We start from the raw sequence: 26671 nt of genomic DNA, 5'->3' as shown, positions 1-26671 counted from the left end.
GGTCATAATGTGACCAAGCTTTTTTTGTATGTAATGGAACAGATTCAATACTACGCAACCGACCATGATCAGCTGAGCCTGATCGAGGCGAAATACCAGAAGTTTGCCTTCCAAAGGCACTATCATCTGGACTTTCACCTCGGTCTGATCACGCATGGCACGCAAAAGTTCCAATATCAAGGCTGTAGCCATCAAGTGGGTCATGGGCAAATCGTAATTATGCCGCCAGATGAACTGCACGATGGGCACTCTAAGCTCGAAAGTGGCTATGAAGTGAATGTATTTGCGATCGAGCCGCACCTACTCAGCGATCTTGCCGATCTTAGTCAAAATGGTCAAATAATCCGCTTTAATGAATTGATCATCTCCGATCCACAGATATTTTCACAACTTAGTAACTTGCATGCTCTTCTTCGCCGCGAGAACCTCAGCCAACTCACCAAAGATTGCCTTCCTTTTGAAGGATTTAATCAACTTTTTGATCGCTACGGATCACTCGCGAGGCAAAAAGTGGTTCCGCTTGGAAAACAGTCTTTGCATACCTTAAAAGATTACTTAATGGCGAATCTCGACCAAACAGTTCGTTTAGATGCACTATCAGAGCTCTGTCAACTGAGCCCCACGCAATTTCAACGCCATTTCAAAGCGCAAACAGGTATGACTCCCTACGCTTGGTTTGCTCGCTTGCGATTAGAGCAAGGAATGAAACTACTCCAAGCAGGATGGTGTGGTACGGACGTCGCCTATCAAGTGGGCTTTTATGATCAGGCCCACTTTAGTAAAGCGTTTAAACAAACCTATGGCGTCTCGCCTTCACAAGTGGCACGCTAATATCTCATACGCGGTGGTATTCAGTACTGCTAGTTTTTTACAAGCACTACCGAATAAGAATCACGACAATAGCTCATATCCACTATGTTTTGAGATGTGTTATGAATGAATCGACTATCCTTTTAACGCTTGCCAGTATCCACTTCATTGCCTTAATGAGCCCAGGTCCGGATTTTGCGCTTGTGGTACAAAATGCCACTCGTCATGGCCGTCAAACTGGCTTATACATTGCGCTTGGCTTATCAGTCGGTATTTTGCTGCATTCTTTATTCAGCCTAACGGGGGTGAGCTATTTAGTTCACCAGCATCCTCTGCTCTATTCCGTCTTACAATTGCTTGGGGGCAGCTATCTGTTGTATTTGGGTATCGGTGCACTGCGCGGCGTGATCGCGATGATCAAAAACCCACTTTCTGATCAGCCAAGCAAAAACAGTAACCTTGTGATCGGTAATAAACGTCAGGCGTTTACCAAGGGGTTCGCAACCAATATTCTCAACCCCAAAGCCTTAGTATTTTTTGTGAGTTTAATGTCGAGCCTTGTCCCAGTGGGCATGTCGGTGACAGGAAAAGGAATTGCTCTGGTGATTTTGTTTGGTTTGTCGCTACTCTGGTTTTCTAGCCTTGCATGGATGCTGTCAACGCAGCGCTTGCAAACAAGATTGCAGCAAGCCAGCATTTATATAGATGGTTTATGTGGTGTGGTATTTACTCTAGTTGGCAGCAGTATTTTAGTGCAAACCTTCCGCTCCTTTCTCGATAACTCTCTGATTTAAAAGCGTCGCACACTCGACATTTCTTTAATAGGAAACTCGACGACTATCTCCGTGGCTGCCAAGCTGAATGACCTTAGTTGGCAACATGGAGAGTCATCATGCAATGGACATTTAACCGACTCGTACTCTCGGGTCTTTTTCTTACTTCCCCTTTCACCTTCATTGGACAAGCCTTCGCTAACCAAGCTGCAGATTCGGTCGCACCAGAGCACAGCACTGGCATTGAGCAAAAGCAGCTGGTCAAAGCTAAAGATTATATGGTTACCGCTGCTAACCCACTGGCGACCCAGGCGGGTGCAGACGTACTTGAGCAAGGCGGGAATGCGATAGATGCCATGGTCGCGGTGCAATTGATGCTTGGCTTAGTTGAACCCCAGTCATCAGGTATTGGTGGCGGTGCGTTCTTAGTGTATTGGGATAGCGAAAAGCAAAAACTGACCACTTACGACGGGCGTGAAACCGCCCCCCTCGCCGTAACGCCAAAGCTATTTTTAGATGAGAACGGTCAGCCATTGCAATTCTACGATGCCGTGGTTGGTGGACGCTCTGTCGCAACACCAGGCACCGTGAAACTATTGTGGGATACCCACCAGAAATACGGCAAGCTGGAATGGAAAAAGATCATTCAGCCTGTTATCTCGCTTGCGGAGCAAGGATTCAAAGTCAGTCCTCGCCTAGCAAGCTTGATAGAAAAAGACGCCGAGCGTTTATCACGCTTTCCAGTCACAAAAGCCTATTTCTTTAACTCGGATAGCTCGCCAAAAACCGAAGGTACGCTATTAAAAAACCCTGAATACGCACAAACGCTGAGTGCTATTGCTAAGCAAGGTGCTCAAGCCTTCTACCACGGGGATATCGCCAGAGACATTATCAAGACGGTACAAAACGCGCCGGGTAACCCCGGCGTATTAGCCCAACCCGACTTTGATACCTACCAAATCAGACAACGTGAGCCGGTTTGTGCAGCATACCAAAGCTATGACATTTGCGGCATGGGACCACCAAGCTCTGGCGCGCTCACCATTGGTCAGATTTTGGCGATCACTGAACAGTACGATCTCAAAGGCTGGGGGGCCAACAGCATTAAATCTTGGCAAGTACTCGCCGATGCATCGCGTCTAGCGTTTGCTGACCGTGGTAAATACATGGCAGACCAAGATTACGTGCCGATGCCAACTCAAGGCTTGCTCGATAAAAGCTACCTCCAGCAGCGAGCAGAGCTGATCCAAGTCGGCAAAGCACTAAGCAAAGTTGAAGCGGGCAATCCTCCGTGGTCGCACGCAATGAACTTAAGCATGGACGAATCCATTGAACTCCCTTCCACCAGCCATTTCAATATCGTCGATAAGCAAGGCAATGTGGTTTCCATGACGACCACCATTGAGAATGCGTTTGGCTCACGCTTAATGGTGCGTGGCTTCTTGCTCAATAATGAACTGACCGATTTTTCTTTCCGTACTCATAACGAAGGAATCCCAATCGCCAACCGCATAGAACCAGGCAAACGTCCACGATCTTCAATGGCCCCGACCATTATGATGAAAGATAACAAACCTTACATGGCGATAGGTTCTCCGGGTGGCAGTCGAATCATCGGTTACGTGGCGCAAACCATCATTGCCCACACGCAATGGGATATGGATATCCAACAAGCAATCAATCAACCACGATTACTCGACCGTTTTGGCACCTTAGATATTGAACAAGGTACCGCTGCAGAAGGCTTACAGCCAGAGCTGGAGAAGATGGGCTTTAAAACCAATGTTCGTGATTTGAATTCTGGACTGCATGCGATACGCATAACAAAAGATGGACTAGAAGGTGCCGCAGATCCTCGTCGAGAAGGAGCAGCAATCGGCAAATAGGCCTGTTTTGCTCGACTCCTTGTGCGAGATCTCTCACAAGGAGTGGAGCAAACCTCTCTTTTTTAATGGTAAAACAGCCCACAAACAAACATAAGATATTGAATAATATAAATATGTTTGTTTTTCAAACGCTTTTGATTGAGAAAAATGTGGGCTTCGACCATTGTTGAGAATCGTGAAGAGCGTAATATGAACCTTGTCGGAAGGATGCTGACACGGAACAGGAAACACCACGGATTTGGTGAACTTCAGAAAGAAGAAACGGGTATTCAGGATGAATAGTCGGGCATGGATTGCAAAACTGGACATTGAACGGAATCAATAGCAACTAGGACGGTTGCTACTAAGGACGGGAAATGGACACCTCTGGACGAGGAAAGGACTGAACATCAGGATGATGTCATGGACACCGCTCAGGGAACAAGTGATGAGAGCTAACGAGGATGGTTAGCAGACCAGGATAAGGTCAAGGACACCGCTAGGAAGGCGACGAAAGGATTAAGCTGAAGGAATGCAGCACGCTATCAAGGATTTGATGCATGGAGCACTTTTAGTAGCTGGATTGCTGCGAGTAAGACTATAACCCCGACGGGCGTAAGCCCTCGGGTTTTTTCTTTGTCTAAAGATAAGCGATTTAGACTAAGAGCCTTTTCGAATAGCGTCATTTAGCTCCCTATCTTTCAGCATTTTGTTGATTCAAAACAGCCAAAACAGAAAGAGCCACCGAAGCAGCTCTTATGTTTATTTTTTCATAAAGCCCTACAGCTTCTCCAGTCTCGCGTAAGCGGTGACTAACCATTTAATGCCTTCACCATTGAAAGCAATCTGCACTCGGCTTTGTGGGCCACTGCCCTCAAAGTTGATGATCGTTCCTTCACCAAATTTCGGATGCATCACACGAGAACCTAGTGAAAAACCAGTCTCATTGAAGTTTTCTTTTACTGCGGTTTGGCTAAAACGTCCACTACTTGAAGGGCGACTCACTTGCGCCTTCATGCGCACTTCATCCAAACACGTTTCTGGTAATTCACGAATAAAGCGCGATGGTTTGTGGTATTTGTCCTGGCCATATAGGCGACGCATTTCCGCGTAAGTAATGTAGAGCTTTTGCATCGCGCGCGTCATACCCACATAACACAGACGGCGCTCTTCTTCTAAGCGCCCTGCCTCTTCAGCGGACATCTGGCTTGGGAACATACCTTCTTCCACACCGACCATGAATACCAATGGGAATTCCAAACCTTTCGCACTGTGAAGCGTCATCAGTTGGACTGCATCTTCAAATTCGTCCGCCTGACCTTCGCCCGCTTCTAGAGCCGCATGTGTTAAAAATGCCGTCAGCAGAGACATTTCTTCCGCTTCTTCTGGTTTTTCGAATTGGCGAGTGGCGGTAACCAGCTCCTCCAAGTTTTCTATGCGAGCTTTAGACTTTTCGCCCTTCTCTTGCTCATACATCGCAAACAAACCCGAGTACTTGATCACGTGGTCCGTTTGCTCGTGCAATGGCATTTCTAGTGTATCGTCTTCCAGCGCGGTGATTAATTCGACAAAACGACTTAACGCACCAGCTGCTCGACCCGTTAATACTTGCTCATCGAGCATTGCCAGACTGGCTTCCCACATGGTGCACCCTCTATCACGAGCTGCACGACGGATAGTTTCAAGCGTCTTATCACCCAGACCACGTGTTGGGGTATTCACGACACGTTCAAACGCGGCATCATCATTGCGGTTCGCCATCAAACGCAAGTAGCTCAACGCATCTCTGATTTCTTGACGCTCGAAGAATCGCATACCTCCGTAAATACGGTACGGTAAGCCTGCCTGAATTAATGCTTCTTCCAAAACACGAGATTGCGCGTTGTTACGATACAGCATCGCAGCATCATTCAATGCACCGCCATTCTCTTGCCACTCTTTGATTTTATTGACCGCAAAGCGCGCTTCGTCAAGCTCGTTATAAGCGCTGTAAACCGAGATCGGCTCGCCCACATTGCCATCCGTCCACAGCTCTTTACCCATGCGTTCAGTGTTGTGCGCAATCAAGGTATTGGACGCTTCAAGAATCGTCTTGGTCGAACGATAGTTTTGTTCGAGACGAATGGTGTTCACGCTCGGAAACTCCAGCGTGAACTTCTCAATGTTCTCGACTTTTGCACCGCGCCAACCATAAATTGACTGGTCGTCGTCACCAACAATCATCACGTGACAATCTGGGCCAGCCATCATGCGTAGCCAAGCGTATTGAATGTTGTTGGTGTCTTGGAATTCGTCAACCAAGATATGCTTAAAGCGTGCTTGGTAGTGTTCACGCACAAACTTGTTGTCACGCAGTAGCTCATGCGCGCGCAGCAAAATTTCCGCAAAGTCCACTAAGCCAGCACGATCACACGCTTCTTGGTAAGCGGTATACAGCTGCAAATAAGTTTTGGTCACTGGATCGTGATAAGCGTCGATATGCGATGGGCGTAATCCTTCGTCCTTCTTACCATTAATCCACCATGAAACTTGGCGTGCAGGCCACTGCTTTTCATCCAAGTTTTGTGCTTTGATCAAACGCTTTAACAAGCGCTGCTGATCATCGCTGTCTATGATTTGGAAATCTTCCGGTAGCTTGGCATCAAGATAGTGTGCACGCAAAATGCGGTGACAAATACCGTGGAAAGTCCCATTCCACATGCCAGATGCACTGCCCATCATCAACTCTTCAATACGACCACGCATTTCTGCTGCCGCTTTATTGGTGAAGGTGACCGACATGATCGAGAAAGGAGAAGCTTGCTCGACTGACATAAGCCAAGCGATACGGTGAACAAGAACGCGAGTCTTACCACTCCCTGCACCAGCAAGGACAAGTAAGTTTTCTAGAGGAGCTGCAACGGCTTCACGCTGTTTATCGTTTAGACCGTCGAGTAATAGAGATGGATCCATCATGATGAGCTACTGGTTATTTATACATAAAAACCGATTATAACCTAAACAGCTGGGTGCTGTTTAGACAAAACTTGATAAAAAATTCGTTGTTTTTTTAATCTTTCATTCAAAGAGTTAACGAAGGTAATCACCCCAAAACCATTCGCGACAGTTATTTTTATGAAAGTTTTTCTGCCTCATCTCTATCTTTTAATTTAAGCAAGTGGATAAAGGTTGTACGCCAAACGGCGAATCGACTTGCCGAATGAAAGTAAAAGGAAATCACTCAGAGGAAATTATGATGAAAAAATCGAACCTTGCTGTTACTGCAGCTGTTACTGGCCTTCTTGCTCTTGGTGGCACCATGCTCACCGCAGCCCCTGCTGTCGCAGCAGAAAAAGAAAAGTGTTATGGCGTGGCGAAAGCCGGTAAAAATGACTGCGCAACGAAAAACAGCTCTTGCGCGGGTACCTCTAAAGAAGACAACCAAAAAGATGCTTTTGTTGTCGTTCCTAAAGGATTGTGTGACAAATTGGCTGGCGGTAGCACCAGCGACTCATAACTCAACATTACAAGTTTCTGTGGGGCGCGTTGCACTTTAACCAACGCCCCCAGTTACTCGCCAATCAGAAAAGGAGTTTCACGTGAAACATCACTCTTTCCATCCTCTTGCTGGCGTTGGATTACGCTCCCCTCATCTCGATTATTTTAGCCAACACAAACCTGAGCTGTCGTGGCTAGAAATCCACAGCGAGAACTACTTTCAGCCCAACTCAGTAGAGCGCCATCAACTGCAAGCATTACGCGAGCACTACCAAATTAGTTGCCACGGTATTGGTTTGTCGCTGGGTTCGGTGGAACGTGTGAACCCAAAACATTTAGCGCAACTAAAAGCATTGATAAATACAGTTGACCCGTTCTTCGTTTCTGACCATTTAAGTTGGAGTGAAAATGTTGGTCACTACTTCAATGACCTACTTCCCTTGCCTTACACGGAAGAAGCGCTGCAAGTCTTCACTCGTAACGTGCTTGAAGTGCAAGAACATCTACAACGTGAAATCTTAATTGAGAACCCATCTAGTTATGTGAAGTTTCACCATTCAACCATCAGTGAATGGGACTTTCTTACCGAAGTGCAAAAGCGCACCGACTGTCGTTTATTACTCGACTTAAATAACGTATATGTTTCCGCCTTCAATCACGGTTTTGATTGCGACACATACCTAGATGCGATTCCAGCCGACAAAGTCGACGAGATTCATTTGGCAGGTTTTACTATTAAGACGTTGGATAAAGGTGAGATTTGGATTGATACTCATAGCCGTCCCGTCAGTGATGAAGTATGGCAGCTGTTCGTTAGTTGGACACAAAAACACGGCCCTCGCCATACGCTGATTGAATGGGATTTGGATATTCCTGCACCAGCAATACTTCTTGGCGAAGCAGAAAAAGCATCCTCACTATTGCAGAAAAATCATTTAATTGACCAAAAGAGCAAAAGGAAAGCGTCATGAATCTTGCGACCTTGCAGAGTCAATTTGCTAAAGCCCTACATTATCAAGCGCTCGGTGAAGAATGCGACATTGTGAGTGACAAGTTTACCGCAGATGAACGCATACAGATTTACCGCAATAACTTTATCATCAGCTTGAGTGAGGTATTGGCAGCGACCTACCCAATGGTTGAAGCCTTAGTTGGAAAAGAGTGCTTCGATCAAATTGCTCGCCAATACGTACTTTCTCACCCCTTAGCAGAAGGTAATGTCGTACATTATGGTGTGGGCTTTCAAGATACGATTATGCAGTTTAGTCAGGTCATGACCCAAGCCCCGTACACTCCTGAAGTCGCAAGGTTTGAATGGCATATAGACTTAGCTCGACAAATACAGAATGAGAAAGTCGAAAAACCAAATCGAATCCCTTTATCTGCACTTGCCCAAGTGACGGAAGAACAACAACCTCAATTGGTGTTTCATTTGCGCACTGGCAGTCGCAGCTTTGACTCAAACTACGCCGTATTTGATCTCTTTCATACGATTCAACACCAAGATTTTGAACAGCTCAATATCAATCAATTACAGCGAGGTGTCATATCGATTCAAGCCAATGGAGAAGCTCAATGTCACGCACTCGATACCGATGTTTTTCAACTGCTGCAATGTTTAGAGCAGAAGCAGAGTTTGAGCGAAATACCCGAAGCTTTGCTCGTTCACCTTAATAGCATCATGGCACTCGATCTCGTTGACGGCTTTACATTGAAATCAATCTAAGGAGCACTCTATGACGAATACGGTTAAAAACTTAGTCAATCGGTACGACGACTTGATCAATACCTTACAAGCTGGCTTTGTCCCTTTACTACTTCTCTTTTGTCGCTTATGGGTTGCATGGGTGTTCTTCAATTCAGGGTTAATCAAAGTTTCTTCTTGGGATAGCACGCTGTATCTATTCGAATTGGAATACCAAGTACCACTTTTACCTTGGGAGTTAGCGGCCTACATGGGAACGGCTGCCGAGTTGATTCTGCCAGTATTTTTAGCGTTGGGATTAATTACCCGCCCGATGGCTGCGATTCTGTTTGTGTTCAATATCATCGCGGTCATCTCTTACCCGGTACTGTGGGAAAAAGGGTTCTATGACCATCAGTTGTGGGGATTCATGATTTTAGTGGTCATCGTATGGGGACCAGGAGTCATCTCTATCGACCATGTTATAAAGAACAAGCTGACGCGATAAAAAAATCCCCGCAGTGGCGGGGACTTTTTATTGTTTATTTAAGTAAGCAAGAAGCTCATCAGCTGAGATGCCCTGTTGAGCAAGATCTTTTGCCAACAGCTCAACTTGTTCACCTTTGCGCGACTCAATCACTTGCTGGAATTGGTACACGATATCACGCAAAATTGGCAGAGGTACTTGTTTAGCCGCACTACGAATACGCTCGGAGCTTTGATTACCCAGCTCATTAAGCAACTTGCCAAACATCACCTTTTCTGGTGAATCTTCCATTTGCTCTAGAATACGAGCCATTTCATACGTGGTTAACGACATTACTTTTTGAGTTCCGTTATGGTGTCAGGAAAAGTCTGAACGACAAATATACACGCCTTACTTACATTGGAAAATACTAAATTACACTGATTTACGCTTTCGCAAAGCTTGAATGCCAGTTCTTACCTGCTTTTGTAAACAGAACCACTAACGCAGGCAATAGAACCCACATATGAATTGCGATCAGTGTTTGAGGTTCCAAAGATAAACGCTGCAACGTACCAACCAACAAACCAGAGCCACTCATTTGGAACAATCCAAGCAGTGCAGCTGCCGTGCCCGCCTTATCACCAAACGGCTCTAATGCTTTCCCTGCCGCTGCACCCAGAATGAATGCAAAACCTACAGAAGACATGAAGATAGGTAGCATGAAAGAAAGCGCGGTATTCTGACCATTCATCACTAGCATGATCACACCTGCGAGGCCCAGAGTCGAGATCCCCGTAACCAAAGTGTTGTGCGTGCCAACGCGCTCCATAAACTTAGGCGCCAACATACATGCCGCAATGTTTATCACCGCATTCACACCAAACCAGAAGGTGAACTCATTCATCGACAACCCCATCCCCGTCATCAATACCGACGGTGCTGAGGTAACGTAAGCAAGAATAACCGCCATAGCCATCAAGCATAATGACGCATGGAAAACAAAAGATGGCGTACTAAGCACTGCCCAATAACGGCTGAGCTTAAACACTGCTTGCTTTTCCGTTGACGGGTTAGTCTCTTTCATCATGAAAAACATCAATGATCCAGACACCACAGCAAAACCCGCCATAAAGCTAAAGTTAGCACGCCAGTCAAATTGCTGAGTTAACCAACTACCTAGAATTGGAGCTAATGCCGGAATGAAACAAATCGCGCCGTTAAGATAGCTGATCATTTTGCCGCTTTTTTCCGGGCCAAAGATATCGCGAACTGTTGCAAAGGCTGCTACCGATGTCGCACACGCACCTAAGCCTTGTAGCAGTCGGGAAACCAACATCCATTCAATATTTTGAGCACTCCACGCCAATAAAGCGCTCATCGCATAGATAGTGATACCGCCCAATGCAACAGTTCGACGTCCGAGTTTATCTGCCAAAGGGCCAGCAAACAGTTGCCCGACACCCATCGCAAATAAGAACCAAGTGATCGTGTCTTGTGCTAGCGCATTATCGACCTGAAAAGTGGAAGCAATAAGAGGTAAAGCAGGTAGATAAATATCAATCGCAAGAGGACTGAAAAGAACCAAAAGGGTCAATAACGCCATCTGTTTTTTACTATTAGAAAACTGGCTAGGCACACAACACTCCGAATTGGATAAAGAACTTTTGATAGAGCTTAATCATCTGATGATATGAATGGAAATGATGTATAATCATGAGCATTATTCCTTAGAGGAAATTCACCGTGAACGTCGAAAAACTGGCTCGTATCGATTTAAATCTATTGGTCTGTTTTAAAGTTTTGATAGAAGAGTTAAATGTCACCCGAGCCGCCCACCGACTGTGCTTGAGTCAGTCTGCCGTGAGTAAGTCCTTAGCGAAATTACGTATCCAATTTGATGATCCCCTGTTCACCCGAAACTCGCATGGATTGACGCCAACACCACGCGCTTTGTTTCTTAAACCGAAACTGGATCTGTTGATAAACCAGTTAGAAGTACTGACTCAACCAGAAGAGTTCTCTCCACAAAGCAGCGAATACCGTTTTCAAATAGCAGCGGTTGAAAGTGTTTACCCTCTGATTCTGCCTCATTTCTTACCGGCGATTTTTCAGCAAGCTCCAGGGGTGACGATCAGCACTCACCCTTGGTCCGATAATACTTTTAAAATGCTGCAACGTGGCGAGCTAGACTTAGGCTTAACTGGCAAAGACATCGATATTAATGATGCCAAGCTGACTCTGCTGCCACCCGATGACATATGCGAACTGGAAATTTATCGAGATCACCAGATGTGTATTATTCGCAAAAATCACCCAGCATTAAAACAGCCTTGGAACCTCGAAGCGTATCTCGCCCTGCGTCACGTACAAGTGCGTTGTGACGGCAACGACCGTTGGCTGTTAGATTATCGCCTTGCCGATATTGGAGCCGACCGGGATATTGCCGTCACCGTTCCGGACTTTAATAGTGCCGCAAGTTTATGTTCCTACACTGACTTTATTTTTACCGCCCCAAGCCATTTTGTGCAGCTCGCTGCTAAACAGCTTGATTTGGTCGTACTACCACTCCCGCTAGAATTTCCACCTATGGCTTACACTTTATTCTGGCACCGAGACAGAGAAAACGACCCTGCATTGGGTTGGCTACGTACGATGATCACACAAAAAACCGATCACCTTAGATAAAAATACCGCACTCAATTTGCGCTTAGCGGGTAAAATGAGTAGCTTAACTGTCGTAGTCCTTTTTGGCTCATCTATGGCCTAGTTGTACTCCGACTCAACCTAAGTCATTGCAAACTTGCGTTGATCATAAACTGCATGAAGCAGAAGGAAACAGCTCCCACACCTGAGCATGAAGGAGCGGTAATTTGAAGGAATAAAACAGATGCACAACGAAACTCTCAGCCGCGTGAATGCGATTCGCGAATGGCTTGTACAACATAATATTGATGCCCTACTGGTTCCGCACGAGGACGAGTATTTGGGTGAATACGTCCCAGCGCACAACGAGCGCTTACATTGGTTAACAGGCTTTACTGGTTCTGCTGGTGCTGCGGTAATCACCAAAGACAAAGCCGCTATCTTTGTTGATGGCCGCTATACCGTTCAAGTCACCAAACAAGTCCCTGGTGACCTATTTGAATATCGTCACCTTATTGAAGAACCAGCTTTAGATTGGGTTCTAGACAACCTGCCAACAAACGCATCTGTCGCAATTGATCCTCGTATGCACAGCTCAGCTTGGCTAGACATGGCACAAGCTAAACTGACTGGAAAGCTTGAGCTAAATATTCTGACCAACAACCCAATTGATGAGTTGTGGCATGACCGCCCAGCGCCTGTTGTCTCTAACGTTCGCCTGATGCCAACAGAAGCCGTCGGTCAATCAAGTGAGAGTAAGCGTCAAGAGATCGCCCAACTGGTAAAAAAAGCGGGTGCAGATAGCGCTGTGATCACAGCATTAGATTCTATTTGTTGGCTGCTGAATGTACGTGGTTTAGATGTATCACGCCTACCAGTTCTGCTTTCTCACGCGATTCTGCACTCAGATTCAAGCGTGGAATACTTCCTCGATCCTGCTCGCCTACCTGCTGATTTTGACGCTCACGTAGGCACCGGTGTGACCGTTCACCACCCGGAAGCACTTCAATCTCGCCTTGAAGCCATGACAGGTAAAAAGGTATTAGTTGACCCTGCAATCAGTAACGCTTGGTTTAAGCTAGTACTACAAAACTCTGGTGCGTCCGTGATTGCAGCAGCAGACCCATGTCTGATGCCAAAAGCGGCGAAGAACGCGGTTGAAATTGCCGGTATGAAGGCCTGTCATATCCGCGATGGCGTGGCAATGAGCAAGTTCCTATGTTGGTTAGATGCGGAAGTTGCTGCTGGTAACCTGCATGATGAAGCGACATTAGCAGACAAACTGGAAGCATTTCGTAGCGAAGACCCTACGCTAATGGATCTCAGCTTCGATACCATTTCAGCCGCGGGCGGCAACGCGGCCATGTGTCACTACAATCACGAGAACCAACCTGAACCTGGGAAGTTAGAACTCAACACGCTTTACCTTGTGGACTCAGGCGGTCAGTACCTCGATGGCACTACCGACATCACGCGTACTATCGCGATTGGTCAACCTTCTTCAGAAATGAAGAAGCAATTTACGTTGGCGCTGAAAGGTCATATTGGCGTTGCTCGAGCTCGTTTCCCGAAAGGCACACGTGGTTACCAAATCGATACTCTAGCTCGTCAGCACCTATGGGCGGAAGGTTACGATTACGATCACGGTACTGGTCACGGTGTTGGTCACTTCCTAAGTGTTCATGAAGGTCCAGCGAGCATTTCGAAGAAGCAAATCGACGTGCCTCTAACAGAAGGTATGGTGCTATCCAACGAGCCAGGTTACTACCGTGCAGATGCGTTTGGTATCCGTATTGAAAACCTAGAGCTTGTTGTTGAAACACCAACTAACGGTGACTTCCCTGTTCTGTCATTTGAGTCACTAACACGCTGCCCAATCGACAAACGCAACATCAATGTTGATATGCTAACTCGTCCAGAACTTGCTTGGCTGAATGATTACCATCAGAAAGTATGGGATGAGATCAGCCCGCTAGTTGAAGGTGATGTGAAAGAGTGGCTTCGTCAAGCAACGCTACCTGTAGCACACAGCTAGAAGCTAGAAGCTAGAAGCTAGAAGCTAGAAAAAATAGAGAGTTGATGTTTTGCATCAACCCTCTTTCTTTTCCTATGTTTCACGTGAAACATAACGATGGTCAGTGACTTTATTTGTTGCTTATCCAGAATACGCCGAGTGCCAATCTCGCCATACAGGGTCAAAGCCTTTGGCTCGAATCATATCTTCCACAGAACCAGCACTTCGCTCATCACTGATCTCAAACTGCTCGAGCTCAACATCATCCATCGCATAACCACCCGGCTGAGTTTTCGATGCTGCAGATATACTGGTAATGCCTAAAGCCAATGCGTTGTCTCTAAACTTCGGTGACTCACGAGTCGATAATGACAACTCCACTTCTGGATTCAACAAACGATAAGCGCAAATCAACTGAACAAGCTGCTTATCCGTCATGACTGATTTTGGTTGGAGCGTGCCCTCACAAGGACGCAAACGCGGGAAAGAAATTGAGTAACGAGTCTGCCAATACGTGCGCTCGAGATAGTCCAAGTGAGCTGCCACATAAAAACAATCTGTACGCCACTCTTCCAATCCTATCAAAGCGCCAATACCGATCTTATCGATGCCCGCTTTTGCAAGACGATCGGGTGTATCCAATCGGTATTCGAAATCCATCTTATTGCCACGTAAATGGTGCTCAGCATAAGTCGAAGGATGATACGTTTCTTGATAAACCATCACCGCATCCAAACCCAATGTCTTGAGCTCTGCGTATTCGTCTTGATCTAGCGGCTGCACTTCCATCGCCAAATAATTAAAGCGTTGCTTAATCATCGGAACCATTTCGCGGAAGTATTTCATGCCCACTTTGGTTTCGTGTTCGCCAGTCACCAGCAATACGCTATCAAACTTCATGCGTTTAATGGCTTCAACTTCTGCTGCCACTTCGTCCCTATTCAAGGTACGACGCTTGATCTTGTTCTCCATTGAGAAGCCACAATAAGTACAAGCATTGGCGCACAAGTTAGAAAGGTACAGTGGAATGTAAAGCGACATAGTATTGCCAAACCGCTTGCGAGTTGCCGAGTATGACAACTGCGCCATTTGCTCTAAGTACGCTTCTGCCGCCGGTGAAATTAGCGCCTTAAAATCTTCCAAATCACGCTTGGATTTATTCAATGCTCGCTCAACATCTTGTGCTGTTTTCGCATAGATCGACATCGAAATGTCATCCCAATTAAGCTGCTTAAATTGCTCAACGAAGCTCATGTTTTCCTCGCTTAATAGCTAATCAACCTAGGACTAAAGCTCATCTAGAAATGACGTCAGTGGACTCGACGCAACCGCATGAGAAACCTTACCTGCAAGTCCGGCTTCATAAGCCATACGCCCCGACTCTACCGCCAACTTAAATGCCTTCGCCATCGCAACGGGATCGCTCGAAGCTGCAATCGCAGTATTGACGAGCACGGCATCCGCGCCCATTTCCATCGCACGCGCGGCATGTGAAGGAGCACCAATACCCGCATCAACAACGACAGGAACATTAGCTTGGTCGATAATGATCTCTAGGAAGTCGTGAGAAACTATCCCTTTATTGGAACCGATCGGCGCACCTAATGGCATGACTGCAGCACAGCCTACTTCTTCCAATCGTTTACACAGAACCGGGTCAGCATGACAATAAGGAAGCACAATGAAGCCTTCACGAACCAGTTGCTCAGCGGCTGCTAGTGTCTCAATAGGATCGGGCATCAAGTACTTCGGGTCTGGATGAATTTCCAGTTTTAGCCAGTTAGTACCCAACGCTTCTCGCGCCAGTTGTGCAGCAAACACAGCATCTTTAGCATTCTTTGCACCTGAGGTGTTCGGCAATAAGTTCACGCCCGCTTGTACTAACGGCAGCAAAATATCGTCTTGTTGATCGTTCACATCCACACGCTTCAACGCCATAGTCGCAAGTTGAGAACCCGACACTTTAATCGCTTCTGCCATTAGTCGACTGTTGGCAAACTTCCCTGTTCCTGTGAACAGTCTAGATTCGAATTGTTTATCACCAATTTTAAGCATCGACTTTAACCCCCTGCGATCGCTTGAAACAAAGAGATGCTATCTCCCTGTGAAAGAACTGTGCTAGCCCACTCACTGCGCGGCACAACATGGTTATTAATTGCAAAAACACAGCCCATTTCAGGCAGCGCAAATTGGCTAATGATTTGCTGTAGATTCGACTCACTGGCAACTTGATGTGACTGGTCATTGATGACAATAGTGATCACATCTAGGTCAGCAGCGGTCATTTGTGTTGTTTGTTGTTCTGATAACGTCATTGCTTCCAACTCTCTTAATTCTGCCCATTACTCGTAAGCTAAATCTGAGCACACACTTGGCACTGTTTGTCTTTGCTTATCGCCATGGTTTGCCATTGCAGTTTCAATCCATCAAATAGGTGCAACTTGGCAGTCTCGACATGAAACTTTCCCGTCGCCAGTTTTTGAATTGCCGCTATCGCTTGGTAGTTACCAAGTGTGCCCACCACCGGACCAACGACACCGCTGTCACTGCACTTTTGCGTTTGCGGTAATTCGTCGAACGGATACAAACAGCGGTAACAGGCTTTACTCTGCGCTTCTTGTTCACTTGGTGTTTGGTAATCAAAGACAGCGAATTGCCCTTGCCAACCAATTGCCGCCGCCGAGATGAGCGGCGTATTTTGTTCGAAACAAACTTGGTTAATGAGCTGGCGCGTTGGCATGTTATCGGTGCAGTCGAGCACCACATCCGCTAGCATCACCTCAAGCTGCAGCTGTGCTTTGTCTAATCGCTTATTGAGAGCACGAACTTGGACCATAGAATTAAGTTCAGTGAGTTGCTTTATAGTCGCTTCTGTTTTCGCAACTTGGAGGTCTTGTTCACGATAAATGATCTGACGTTGTAGGTTACTGCTATCAACCTCATCATCATCAACCACAACCAATTTACCAACGCCCGCTGATGCCAAGTACAAACTCGCTGCGCTCCCTAACCCGCCACAACCGATGATCAGCACATGCGATTTGCTCAAACGCTCTTGCCCACCTTCAGCAATTTCGGGCAGAGCGACTTGGCGTTGATAGCGAAGGAACTGCTTATCCGTGAGCATGCTCGCCTCTCTTGGTATCCGCCAATTCACTATTCTGATCAGTAAGCGTTAGTTGTCTTTCCTTCATAAGTTGTGCAAAGAACTCGATGACGGACTGAGGCGATTCCGCCAACGTAATAGCTCGCACAACTGCCAAACTAGAAACACCTGTTTGCCAAACTTGGTCTGCATTAGATTGGTCAATGCCACCAATCGCGACCGTCGGAAAGCCAAGCACATCGTCACTAACTGCTTTGTCTTTTGAAGGACGGAAAGCCGACTCTGTATTTGTATAAGGAATGCTATCAATCAGCTTTTGATACAGTGCCAAGCGCACCAAACCTTGTGGTTTCGATGGCATCTGTTTTGTGGTGGTTGGGAAAATATGCCCTAGCGCGATGTAGCTAGGATGAATTTGTACGATGCGCAGTAGTTCGTAATAACCATGAGTAGAAAGACCAAGACGAATGCCGGCTTTAGTTAGCTGAGCCAAATTCGACTCTTCTATGTCTTCTTGTCCTAGGTGAACGCCATAAGCGCCATGCTTGATTGCCAACTGCCAATAGTCATTGATGAACACTTGTGCTTGATACTGACGACCTAGCTCAATCGCTCGGATGATCTGTTGTTCTAAATCGACTTGTTGCGGGTTCTTGATTCGTAGTTGAATAGTGTTGATGCCTAAAGGCAGTAAACGCTCAATCCAAGCAACATCATCAACGACTGGATAGAGCCCTAGACTTTGCTTAGTTAGAGTTGGAAAGCTAACGCTCTCTCCTTGTGCTGACCAACCAACTTGAATACCGAGTCGGTTATCTTCCAGTACTGGTGTGGGGAAATCATCAAATTGGTTAGCCCACTGAGTAGTTCGCTCTCCGTCGAAGTTGTCATTCAACAGTGTTTCACGTGAAACATTCGCTTGTTGAGTTAGCATTCCTCGAGCAAGTGTTAACGCATCTTCGATAGGAAAATCGAGTACTGTCAGCGCTACTATCCAAGCAAGGTGATGTTCGGGATCGAACATTGCGTTGGGTTTGGACTTAACGGAAAGCGCTCTCACTTCGTCGTTAAAGGGGTGACGCCAGATATCAAGCTGATGCACTTTCTCCTTTTTATCGGAAACCTGAGTATCAGCAATACCAATATAAATCGCTTTCGACGGTTGCTTAGCACACGCTTCTACCGACAAAGTAGAGCGGTAATAAAGCACAAATAAACTCTCATGTTCAGAGTCATATCCATCAATGAGATCAGTCGTTATGTGTGTGGTCTGTTGGTCGCGAACAAGCTTAATAGATTGAGTTGGGCTCACGCCCAACTCAATGTCTTCGATTATAAAACCCTGTTCTTTCGCCAACAACAAACATTGCTGAACTAAACCTGTCAGTTCAATCAATGATGACGGAATAAGGATTTTGCTCATTAGTCACTTACCTCGGCATGTGCTGCTGGGTGGTATAACTCAGAACCTGACTCTCTAAATTCTTGCGATTTCTGACGCATCCCCTCAAGAGGATCATCAAGCATTTTGATCGAGATAGCTTGGTCCGCAGCAACTTGCTCAGTATCTTTCGCGTATTCTCGAACCTCTTGCGAAATCTTCATCGAGCAGAACTTTGGTCCGCACATCGAACAGAAGTGAGCAACTTTTCCCGACTCTTGAGGCAAGGTTTCATCATGGAAAGCGCGCGCGGTTTCTGGGTCAAGTGACAAGTTGAATTGGTCTTCCCAGCGGAATTCAAAACGTGCTTTAGAAAGCGCGTTATCACGAACTTGTGCGCCAGGGTGCCCTTTAGCCAAATCAGCAGCGTGAGCAGCAAGCTTGTAAGTGATCATGCCTACCTTCACGTCTTCTTTGTTTGGTAAGCCAAGATGCTCTTTAGGTGTTACGTAACAAAGCATCGCACAGCCATACCAGCCAATCATGGCAGCGCCAATTCCTGACGTAATATGGTCGTAACCAGGAGCGACGTCTGTCGTCAGTGGACCAAGGGTGTAGAACGGAGCTTCATGGCAGTGCTCTAGCTGCTCTTCCATGTTCTCTTTGATCATGTGCATTGGAACATGGCCAGGACCTTCGATAATCACCTGTACGTCGTATTCCCACGCAACCTTAGTCAACTCACCAAGAGTACGAAGCTCCGCAAATTGCGCTTCGTCATTAGCATCGGCAACCGAACCAGGGCGCAGACCATCACCGAGAGAAAGTGCCACATCATACTTGGCACAGATTTCACAGATCTCTCGGAAGTGGGTGTATAAGAAGCTTTCTTGGTGATGCGCTAAACACCATTTCGCGATGATAGAACCACCACGAGAGACGATGCCAGTAACACGCTTTGCAGTCATTGGCACATAGCGAAGTAGTAAACCGGCATGGATAGTGAAGTAATCAACGCCCTGCTCTGCTTGCTCAATCAGAGTATCGCGCATCACTTCCCAGTTAAGGTTTTCGGCAACTCCATTCACTTTTTCCAGCGCTTGATACATAGGTACGGTACCGATCGGAACCGGGCTGTTACGCAGAATCCACTCGCGAGTTTCGTGGATGTTACGTCCAGTAGAGAGATCCATAACGGTATCCCCACCCCAGCGTGTCGCCCAAACGAGCTTCTCAACTTCTTCCTCAATCGAAGACGTCACCGATGAGTTACCGATATTGGCGTTCACTTTGACCAAAAAGTTACGTCCAATGATCATTGGTTCGGATTCTGGGTGGTTGATATTAGAAGGGATAATCGCGCGACCTTCGGCAACTTCTTTGCGAACAAACTCGGCGGTAATGTCTTTTGGAAGATTAGCTCCAAAGCTTTGACCAGGATGCTGTTGATTCAGCACATCATCACGGTACTTGGCACGACCCAAGTTTTCACGCAGCGCGATGAATTCCATTTCTGGGGTGATAATACCTTTGCGAGCATAGTGCAGTTGAGTGACGCATTGCCCATCTTTGGCACGTCGAATACGTGGTAGATTACCGTAACGAAGATCGTCTAGTGTTTCGTCTTCTAAGCGTTCTTTGGTGTACACCGAGCTTACTTCATCGAGTAACTCTGTGTCACCACGCTCTTCAATCCAGCTTTCTCTTAGCTTTGGTAAGCCGCTATAAAGGTCAATATCGTAGTTCGGATCAGTATAAACACCTGACGTATCGTAGACTCGGACGGCTTCATTCGGCTCGAAAATAGGCGCTTCTTTTGTGCCACCAATCAGACTATCTGCTAGCGCTATTTCACGCATAGGTACACGAACATCTGGACGTGAACCTTCTACATATACTTTTGTGGAATTTGGGTACGGCTGTACCGAGAGTGTTTCAATAAACTGTTTTGCTTCCAGTCTCGCTTGTTTGCGACTCGACATAGCATTTTTCCTTGCTTTGTTATACTAGATAAAAAGTAATTGGATAAAAATGCTTGGCGGATAGATGCGACAAGAGGAGTCAAATTAAGGCTAAATAAAGCTTAAGTAATTTGCCTATAACAACATTCGACTATTTGATAGGTCAACCAGAAAGAACTCCGGTATAAATATCTTCTCTTGTTCCCTTCGCAGATTCTAATCTGATCAGGTTCAACGGATCCCGAATTAACGGTCTCAGCCTTATGGCACTCCGACAAGTGATATCAGTATATAAAAACGGCCTGGTTAAACCAAGCCGACCTGTTTAATTTTTAACTACTTTGCTAGCTGCGCATCAATAATTGGAAACCGATCCACGCAGCAGAGATGCTCAGCACCACATTTAATAAAATATTTAACCCCATCTTAAAAAACGCACCTTGCTGCATAAGTAAAACATTATCCATAGAAAAGGTGGAAAACGTCGTCAGTGCCCCTAAAAAGCCCAAACCAATCACTTGTCGCCAAGGTTCTGTTGCCAACAGTTCATTGTCGAACGCAGCAATCAACAAGCCCATGATAAATGAACCAACCACATTAACGGTTAGCGTACCGTATGGAAAACTACGCCCCAATAAAATGACACACAGTTCAGATATCAAGTAACGAGAACACGCACCGAAAGCACCACCTAGTGCAATAAAACCAAGAATGGAAAACTGCCCCATAATTCCCCCAACACTATTGATGACGATATTGTAACCAAAACTAAAGCAATATTGATGGTGAAATTTTAGAATTCGACAACGTATTGCATTTAAAACACGCTGAGATTAAAAAAGTTACAGGAGTCACTTTACTTCAATATACCCCATCAAACCGGTTTTCATGTGCTCAATAACATGGCAGTGATACATCCAACGTCCAGGGTTGTTAGCAACAAAGGCAGCTTTGGCACTGCCATTTTTTCCAAGTAAAACCGTATCGGTATGGAACGGTTCGTCGAGTTTCTTTCCATCTAACTCAAGAACAGTAAATGTATGCCCATGAAGATGAATAGGATGATGATATTGAGTAACGTTCTTCAAATTGAAGATATAGGTTTTTCCAAGCTCCAATGTTGAAAGTGGCGCAGGGATATTATCTATGCTCATTCCCTCCCAAGCCCGTTTGTTCATCAGCCAGAATTTAGGTATCGCTTTGCCCGATTTATCGACAGGAGTGATCGCCCCCTCCCATTCAAACACATAATCGATTTGCTCCGCATTTTCCAAATCAAGATCAGGCACAGGGTTGAGAGGCAATAAAGGCAGTTTCTTGTTGCTTGGCAGGTCAGACTCAACAACTTCAAACTCACACAAAGAGAATGGGAAGCGCCCTTTCATTTGACGCACATAAACACGCTCTCCAGCCTTCGGAGCAATCAATCCGATACCCAATCTCATTCCCGGACCAATTTTGTGTTGAGTGAGCCTATAAGGCGTTTTAACTGGATTGCCATCGATAGCAATAACCCAAGCCTCTGTGCCTTCAATCGCGATCGGATAGGTAATGGTGTTATCGACATTAGCAATTCTTAATCGCGTAGTCGCGTTCTGCTTCAGCGTATAAACAGGCTCATGAATACCATTGACGCTACTCCACTCTCCTGGCGTTCCCATACGTGCACTCAAGCGCGGCACCATTAGATTCTTCCACTGTCCTTGCTTGTCTAAATGCCAATGCTTGAGGACGACTTCATGCTCTTCATCAAACTGAACAGGCTCAGCCTCTTCAACAATTATTAGCCCAACCAACCCCATACCAAGCTGCTTAACGCTGTTCATGTGTGGGTGATACCAAAACGTACCTGCATCTGGCGGAATAAACTCATACGTAAAAGTCTCTCCGGGCATGATAGGAGCCTGGCTTAAAAACGGAACTCCATCCATTTCAATAGGAATCCTCAAGCCATGCCAATGAATCGTCGTCGGCTCTGATAGCTTATTGATGAAGTTGATTGTTACCTTTCCCCTTGTCAGCAACGAATTATAGGTGCAGGTATACGCCCATTAAAAGCTAATACCTCAGTATTGAAACCGGGCACTAGTTCAGCCGTAGAAGGCTCTGCAGTGATATCGTATATATACTGCCCCTGCTTATTAGCACTCCTAGATAGAGAACATGCAGGTAGAACAGTAAGCGCGGAGATCGCTAAGGATGATTGAAGGAAGCGTCGACGAGATATATCCATACATAGTTACCCATTAATCCAGATCGGTTGAGTGTAACTAAATATAAATAATGATTCTCATTTATTGCTAACATTTCGGAGCACTTGATTATAACGACTAGTCTAATAGGTTGGTAAGTAATAAATACTTACAAAGAGCAGCAGGCAGCAGAAAGGCATATGGGTGGGATAAGAGGACAAATGCATAGTGGCAAGCAGATACAAAAAAGGCTCTGACCTAAGTCAGAGCCTTGATATCTGGCAGGGGTGGAGAGATTCGAACTCCCAACACGCGGATTTGGAATCCGCTGCTCTGCCAATTGGAGCTACACCCCTGTAGAATTCTTATATTCTAGATTTGACAAAACCTCGCATGAGCGAGGTTGTCGATATTAAGTGGCGGAGTGGACGGGACTCGAACCCGCGACCCCCGGCGTGACAGGCCGGTATTCTAACCAACTGAACTACCACTCCGCAGTGGTATCACTCGCTTTTAATCAGCAAGTGTCCAAAATTTAAAGCCTGGCGATGTCCTACTCTCACATGGGGAAGCCCCACACTACCATCGGCGCTATTTCGTTTCACTTCTGAGTTCGGCATGGAAATCAGGTGGGTCCAAAACGCTATGGTCGCCAAGCAAATTCTTTAATTCGGAAAGCTGTTTTTTAATTCTCGTTCTTACACATTCAATGTTCTTTCATTGAGTCCATCAAAACCCCTTGGGTGTTGTATGGTTAAGCCTCACGGGCAATTAGTACAGGTTAGCTCAACGCCTCACAACGCTTACACACCCTGCCTATCAACGTCGTAGTCTACGACAACCCTTTAGGATACTTAAAGTATCAGGGAGAACTCATCTCAAGGCTCGCTTCCCGCTTAGATGCTTTCAGCGGTTATCGATCCCGAACTTAGCTACCGGGCAATGCGTCTGGCGACACAACCCGAACACCAGAGGTTCGTCCACTCCGGTCCTCTCGTACTAGGAGCAGCCCCTTTCAATTCTCCAACGCCCACGGCAGATAGGGACCGAACTGTCTCACGACGTTCTAAACCCAGCTCGCGTACCACTTTAAATGGCGAACAGCCATACCCTTGGGACCGACTTCAGCCCCAGGATGTGATGAGCCGACATCGAGGTGCCAAACACCGCCGTCGATATGAACTCTTGGGCGGTATCAGCCTGTTATCCCCGGAGTACCTTTTATCCGTTGAGCGATGGCCCTTCCATTCAGAACCACCGGATCACTATGACCTGCTTTCGCACCTGCTCGAATTGTCATTCTCGCAGTCAAGCGGGCTTATGCCATTGCACTAACCTCACGATGTCCAACCGTGATTAGCCCACCTTCGTGCTCCTCCGTTACGCTTTGGGAGGAGACCGCCCCAGTCAAACTACCCACCAGGCACTGTCCGCAACCCCGATAAGGGGTTGACGTTAGAACATCAACACTACAAGGGTGGTATTTCAAGGACGGCTCCACGCAATCTAGCGACTGCGCTTCAAAGCCTCCCACCTATCCTACACATGTAGGGTCAATGTTCAGTGCCAAGCTGTAGTAAAGGTTCACGGGGTCTTTCCGTCTAGCCGCGGGTACACTGCATCTTCACAGCGATTTCAATTTCACTGAGTCTCGGGTGGAGACAGCGTGGCCATCATTACGCCATTCGTGCAGGTCGGAACTTACCCGACAAGGAATTTCGCTACCTTAGGACCGTTATAGTTACGGCCGCCGTTTACCGGGGCTTCGATCAAGAGCTTCGACCGAAGTCTAACCCCATCAATTAACCTTCCGGCACCGGGCAGGCGTCACACCGTATACGTCATCTTGCGATTTTGCACAGTGCTGTGTTTTTAATAAACAGTTGCAGCCACCTGGTATCTGCGACTCTCAATAGCTCCATCCGCGAGGGACTTCACCGTCGAGAGCGTACCTTCTCCCGAAGTTACGGTACCATTTTGCCTAGTTCCTTCACCCGAGTTCTCTCAAGCGCCTTGGTATTCTCTACCCGACCACCTGTGTCGGTTTGGGGTACGATTCCTTACAATCTGAAGCTTAGAGGCTTTTCCTGGAAGCATGGCATCAATGACTTCACATCCGTAGATGCTCGACGTCGTGTCTCAGCCTTAAGAAGAGCCGGATTTACCTAACTCTTCAGCCTACGCACTTGAACCTGGACAACCGTCGCCAGGCCCACCTAGCCTTCTCCGTCCCCCCATCGCAATTGTAAGAAGTACGGGAATATTAACCCGTTTCCCATCGACTACGCCTTTCGGCCTCGCCTTAGGGGTCGACTTACCCTGCCCCGATTAACGTTGGACAGGAACCCTTGGTCTTCCGGCGAGGAGGTTTTTCACCCCCTTTATCGTTACTCATGTCAGCATTCGCACTTCTGATACGTCCAGCATGCGTTACCACACACCTTCAACCGCTTACAGAACGCTCCCCTACCCAATGCACAAAAGTGCATTGCCGCAGCTTCGGTTTACTACTTAGCCCCGTTACATCTTCCGCGCAGGCCGACTCGACCAGTGAGCTATTACGCTTTCTTTAAATGATGGCTGCTTCTAAGCCAACATCCTGGCTGTCTGAGCCTTCCCACATCGTTTCCCACTTAGTAGTAATTTGGGACCTTAGCTGGCGGTCTGGGTTGTTTCCCTCTCCACGACGGACGTTAGCACCCGCCGTGTGTCTCCCGGATAGTACTTACTGGTATTCGGAGTTTGCAAAGGGTTGGTAAGTCGGGATGACCCCCTAGCCTTAACAGTGCTCTACCCCCAGTAGTATTCGTCCGAGGCGCTACCTAAATAGCTTTCGGGGAGAACCAGCTATCTCCAGGTTTGATTGGCCTTTCACCCCTAGCCACAAGTCATCCGCTAATTTTTCAACATTAGTCGGTTCGGTCCTCCAGTTGATGTTACTCAACCTTCAACCTGCCCATGGCTAGATCACCTGGTTTCGGGTCTATATCCAGAGACTAAAACGCCCAGTTAAGACTCGGTTTCCCTACGGCTCCCCTAGATGGTTAACCTTGCCACTGAATATAAGTCGCTGACCCATTATACAAAAGGTACGCAGTCACAGGACAAAGCCTGCTCCTACTGCTTGTACGTACACGGTTTCAGGTTCTATTTCACTCCCCTCACAGGGGTTCTTTTCGCCTTTCCCTCACGGTACTGGTTCACTATCGGTCAGTCAGTAGTATTTAGCCTTGGAGGATGGTCCCCCCATATTCAGACAGGATATCACGTGTCCCGCCCTACTCGATTTCACTGAATATGCGTCGTCAGTTACGGGGCTATCACCCTGTATCGCCAAGCTTTCCAGCTTGTTCACCTGACGCCTATAAAGCTTAAGGGCTAGTCCAATTTCGCTCGCCGCTACTTTCGGAATCTCGGTTGATTTCTTTTCCTCGGGGTACTTAGATGTTTCAGTTCCCCCGGTTCGCCTCGTTATGCTATGTATTCACATAACGATACTTACTTATGTAAGTGGGTTTCCCCATTCGGAAATCCCAGACTCAAATGGTTTTTACTACCTAATCTGGGCTTATCGCAAGTTAATACGTCCTTCATCGCCTCTGACTGCCAAGGCATCCACCGTGTACGCTTAGTCACTTAACCATACAACCCGAAGGAGTTTCGAGTTGATAATCAAATCACCAAAGTTGTCTCTCATTATTTGAATGAGCGAGAGACATATCGATTTTGCCGGACTCAAATTCCAAGAACACTTGAATGTGTTTTTAGTTGTATTCCATAAGGAATACTTTGAGAACTTTACAAACAACAATAAATTGTTGTTTTGTCAGCTTTCCAAATTGTTAAAGAGCGAGATTTTCTGATGAAAACCATTTTTAAAAGCACTCATTGAATGCGCTTAAAGATGGTGGGCGATACCGGGCTCGAACCAGTGACCCCCTGCTTGTAAGGCAGGTGCTCTCCCAACTGAGCTAATCGCCCATTGTTTCAAAATATGGTGGAGCTATGCGGGATCGAACCGCAGACCTCCTGCGTGCAAGGCAGGCGCTCTCCCAGCTGAGCTATAGCCCCATATTTTGAGTTTTAATTCCTAATGGAAGGAATGGTGGGTCGTGCAGGATTCGAACCTGCGACCAATTGATTAAAAGTCAACTGCTCTACCAACTGAGCTAACGACCCAATGGTATCCCGTAGGGGAGTCGAACCCCTGTTACCGCCGTGAAAGGGCGGTGTCCTAGGCCTCTAGACGAACGGGACACTAAGTTGAACATCTTGGGGGATGTTCTATCTCTTAAA

19 protein-coding genes, 6 tRNA genes, 2 rRNA genes, 1 pseudogene and 1 riboswitch are annotated in these 26671 nt (G+C 46.6%); of the genes and pseudogenes, 9 read left to right on the top strand and 19 right to left on the bottom strand.

Annotation, left to right across the window (positions count from 1 at the left end):
• Positions 1 to 33 precede the first annotated feature (33 nt).
• The 3 genes from ACZ5ZC_RS17490 to ggt all read left to right on the top strand — a co-directional run bounded on the left by ACZ5ZC_RS17490 (position 34) and on the right by ggt (position 3469).
• The gene (locus ACZ5ZC_RS17490) at positions 34 to 831 is read left to right on the top strand and encodes an AraC family transcriptional regulator (RefSeq protein ID WP_006743074.1); all 798 of its coding nucleotides are present in this window, start codon (positions 34 to 36) and stop codon (positions 829 to 831) included.
• Between the two features lie 101 nt (positions 832 to 932).
• Positions 933 to 1604, top strand: a complete 672-nt coding sequence (locus tag ACZ5ZC_RS17485; RefSeq protein WP_258431742.1) for a LysE family translocator — start codon at positions 933 to 935, stop codon at positions 1602 to 1604.
• 98 nt (positions 1605 to 1702) lie between these two features.
• The gene (ggt, locus tag ACZ5ZC_RS17480) at positions 1703 to 3469 is read left to right on the top strand and encodes a gamma-glutamyltransferase (protein WP_464932160.1); all 1767 of its coding nucleotides are present in this window, start codon (positions 1703 to 1705) and stop codon (positions 3467 to 3469) included.
• Positions 3470 to 4228: 759 nt separating this feature from the next.
• On the opposite strand, the gene uvrD is transcribed toward ggt, so the two are convergent.
• Positions 4229 to 6403 (bottom strand): DNA helicase II, encoded by a 2175-nt coding sequence (gene uvrD, locus ACZ5ZC_RS17475; protein ID WP_464932159.1) that lies wholly within the window; start codon positions 6401 to 6403, stop codon positions 4229 to 4231.
• 280 nt (positions 6404 to 6683) lie between these two features.
• Between uvrD and ACZ5ZC_RS17470 the strand changes: the two genes are divergently transcribed.
• The 4 genes from ACZ5ZC_RS17470 to ACZ5ZC_RS17455 all read left to right on the top strand — a co-directional run bounded on the left by ACZ5ZC_RS17470 (position 6684) and on the right by ACZ5ZC_RS17455 (position 9117).
• Positions 6684 to 6944 carry a BufA1 family periplasmic bufferin-type metallophore gene (locus ACZ5ZC_RS17470; protein ID WP_464932383.1) on the top strand — a complete coding sequence of 87 codons (261 nt, stop codon included), beginning with the start codon at positions 6684 to 6686 and terminating at the stop codon, positions 6942 to 6944.
• A gap of 82 nt (positions 6945 to 7026) precedes the next feature.
• Positions 7027 to 7896 carry an MNIO family bufferin maturase gene (gene bufB / locus ACZ5ZC_RS17465; protein WP_054868324.1) on the top strand — a complete coding sequence of 290 codons (870 nt, stop codon included), beginning with the start codon at positions 7027 to 7029 and terminating at the stop codon, positions 7894 to 7896.
• The gene (locus ACZ5ZC_RS17460) at positions 7893 to 8651 is read left to right on the top strand and encodes an HvfC/BufC N-terminal domain-containing protein (RefSeq protein ID WP_074190846.1); all 759 of its coding nucleotides are present in this window, start codon (positions 7893 to 7895) and stop codon (positions 8649 to 8651) included. The genes bufB and ACZ5ZC_RS17460 overlap by 4 nt, the downstream gene beginning before the upstream one ends.
• Before the next feature lie 10 nt (positions 8652 to 8661).
• A complete protein-coding gene (locus tag ACZ5ZC_RS17455; protein WP_012841278.1) occupies positions 8662 to 9117 on the top strand; it encodes a DoxX family protein in 456 nt (151 codons plus the stop codon).
• A gap of 27 nt (positions 9118 to 9144) precedes the next feature.
• Here the strand turns inward: ACZ5ZC_RS17455 and tsrA are convergent, their stop codons facing one another.
• Positions 9145 to 9429, bottom strand: coding sequence for an H-NS-like global regulator TsrA (gene tsrA / locus ACZ5ZC_RS17450; RefSeq protein ID WP_005397034.1), 285 nt, complete (start codon positions 9427 to 9429; stop codon positions 9145 to 9147).
• 91 nt (positions 9430 to 9520) lie between these two features.
• Positions 9521 to 10681 (bottom strand): multidrug effflux MFS transporter, encoded by a 1161-nt coding sequence (locus ACZ5ZC_RS17445; RefSeq protein WP_031780601.1) that lies wholly within the window; start codon positions 10679 to 10681, stop codon positions 9521 to 9523.
• A gap of 140 nt (positions 10682 to 10821) precedes the next feature.
• On the opposite strand from ACZ5ZC_RS17445, the gene ACZ5ZC_RS17440 reads away from it, so the two are divergent.
• Positions 10822 to 11763, top strand: a complete 942-nt coding sequence (locus ACZ5ZC_RS17440) for a LysR family transcriptional regulator (RefSeq protein WP_006743068.1) — start codon at positions 10822 to 10824, stop codon at positions 11761 to 11763.
• Between the two features lie 202 nt (positions 11764 to 11965).
• On the top strand, positions 11966 to 13756 hold the full coding sequence (locus ACZ5ZC_RS17435) for an aminopeptidase P family protein (protein WP_464932158.1): 1791 nt from the start codon (positions 11966 to 11968) through the stop codon (positions 13754 to 13756).
• A 120-nt stretch (positions 13757 to 13876) separates the two neighbouring features.
• Here ACZ5ZC_RS17435 and thiH read toward each other — a convergent pair whose 3' ends face one another.
• The 16 genes and pseudogenes from thiH to ACZ5ZC_RS17355 all read right to left on the bottom strand — a co-directional run bounded on the left by thiH (position 13877) and on the right by ACZ5ZC_RS17355 (position 26632).
• Positions 13877 to 14989: a 2-iminoacetate synthase ThiH gene (gene thiH / locus ACZ5ZC_RS17430; protein ID WP_054868327.1), complete on the bottom strand. Its 1113-nt coding sequence runs from the start codon at positions 14987 to 14989 to the stop codon at positions 13877 to 13879.
• A 33-nt stretch (positions 14990 to 15022) separates the two neighbouring features.
• Positions 15023 to 15790, bottom strand: coding sequence for a thiazole synthase (locus ACZ5ZC_RS17425; protein WP_253645154.1), 768 nt, complete (start codon positions 15788 to 15790; stop codon positions 15023 to 15025).
• 5 nt (positions 15791 to 15795) lie between these two features.
• Positions 15796 to 16050, bottom strand: a complete 255-nt coding sequence (gene thiS, locus ACZ5ZC_RS17420; protein ID WP_054868329.1) for a sulfur carrier protein ThiS — start codon at positions 16048 to 16050, stop codon at positions 15796 to 15798.
• Between the two features lie 38 nt (positions 16051 to 16088).
• Complete coding sequence (locus ACZ5ZC_RS17415; RefSeq protein WP_054868330.1) at positions 16089 to 16862, bottom strand: HesA/MoeB/ThiF family protein; 774 nt, start codon at positions 16860 to 16862, stop codon at positions 16089 to 16091.
• Positions 16849 to 18264: a thiamine phosphate synthase gene (locus ACZ5ZC_RS17410; protein WP_464932157.1), complete on the bottom strand. Its 1416-nt coding sequence runs from the start codon at positions 18262 to 18264 to the stop codon at positions 16849 to 16851. The genes ACZ5ZC_RS17415 and ACZ5ZC_RS17410 overlap by 14 nt, the downstream gene beginning before the upstream one ends.
• Positions 18264 to 20204 carry a phosphomethylpyrimidine synthase ThiC gene (thiC, locus tag ACZ5ZC_RS17405; RefSeq protein WP_464932156.1) on the bottom strand — a complete coding sequence of 647 codons (1941 nt, stop codon included), beginning with the start codon at positions 20202 to 20204 and terminating at the stop codon, positions 18264 to 18266. The genes ACZ5ZC_RS17410 and thiC overlap by 1 nt, the downstream gene beginning before the upstream one ends.
• A 164-nt stretch (positions 20205 to 20368) precedes the next feature.
• Positions 20369 to 20467, bottom strand: a riboswitch (TPP riboswitch).
• 60 nt (positions 20468 to 20527) lie between these two features.
• Positions 20528 to 20911, bottom strand: a complete 384-nt coding sequence (crcB, locus tag ACZ5ZC_RS17400) for a fluoride efflux transporter CrcB (RefSeq protein WP_464932155.1) — start codon at positions 20909 to 20911, stop codon at positions 20528 to 20530.
• Between the two features lie 123 nt (positions 20912 to 21034).
• Positions 21035 to 22416, bottom strand: a pseudogene (locus tag ACZ5ZC_RS17395) (multicopper oxidase domain-containing protein).
• Positions 22417 to 22654: 238 nt separating this feature from the next.
• A tRNA-Trp gene (locus ACZ5ZC_RS17390) sits at positions 22655 to 22731 on the bottom strand.
• A 61-nt stretch (positions 22732 to 22792) separates the two neighbouring features.
• Positions 22793 to 22869: transfer RNA gene (locus ACZ5ZC_RS17385), tRNA-Asp, on the bottom strand.
• 46 nt (positions 22870 to 22915) lie between these two features.
• A 5S ribosomal RNA gene (rrf, locus tag ACZ5ZC_RS17380) occupies positions 22916 to 23032 on the bottom strand.
• Positions 23033 to 23125: 93 nt separating this feature from the next.
• Positions 23126 to 26017 (bottom strand): 23S ribosomal RNA (locus tag ACZ5ZC_RS17375).
• A 263-nt stretch (positions 26018 to 26280) separates the two neighbouring features.
• Positions 26281 to 26356: transfer RNA gene (locus tag ACZ5ZC_RS17370), tRNA-Val, on the bottom strand.
• A gap of 14 nt (positions 26357 to 26370) precedes the next feature.
• Positions 26371 to 26446: transfer RNA gene (locus ACZ5ZC_RS17365), tRNA-Ala, on the bottom strand.
• Positions 26447 to 26478: 32 nt separating this feature from the next.
• A tRNA-Lys gene (locus tag ACZ5ZC_RS17360) sits at positions 26479 to 26554 on the bottom strand.
• Positions 26555 to 26556: 2 nt separating this feature from the next.
• Positions 26557 to 26632, bottom strand: a tRNA-Glu gene (locus ACZ5ZC_RS17355).
• Positions 26633 to 26671: the final 39 nt, after the last annotated feature.

It is taken from the genome of Vibrio sp. JCM 18905, assembly GCF_055393305.1.
The sequence above is the reverse complement of the archived record's forward strand: the minus strand, read 5'-3'. Positions and strand labels throughout refer to the sequence as shown.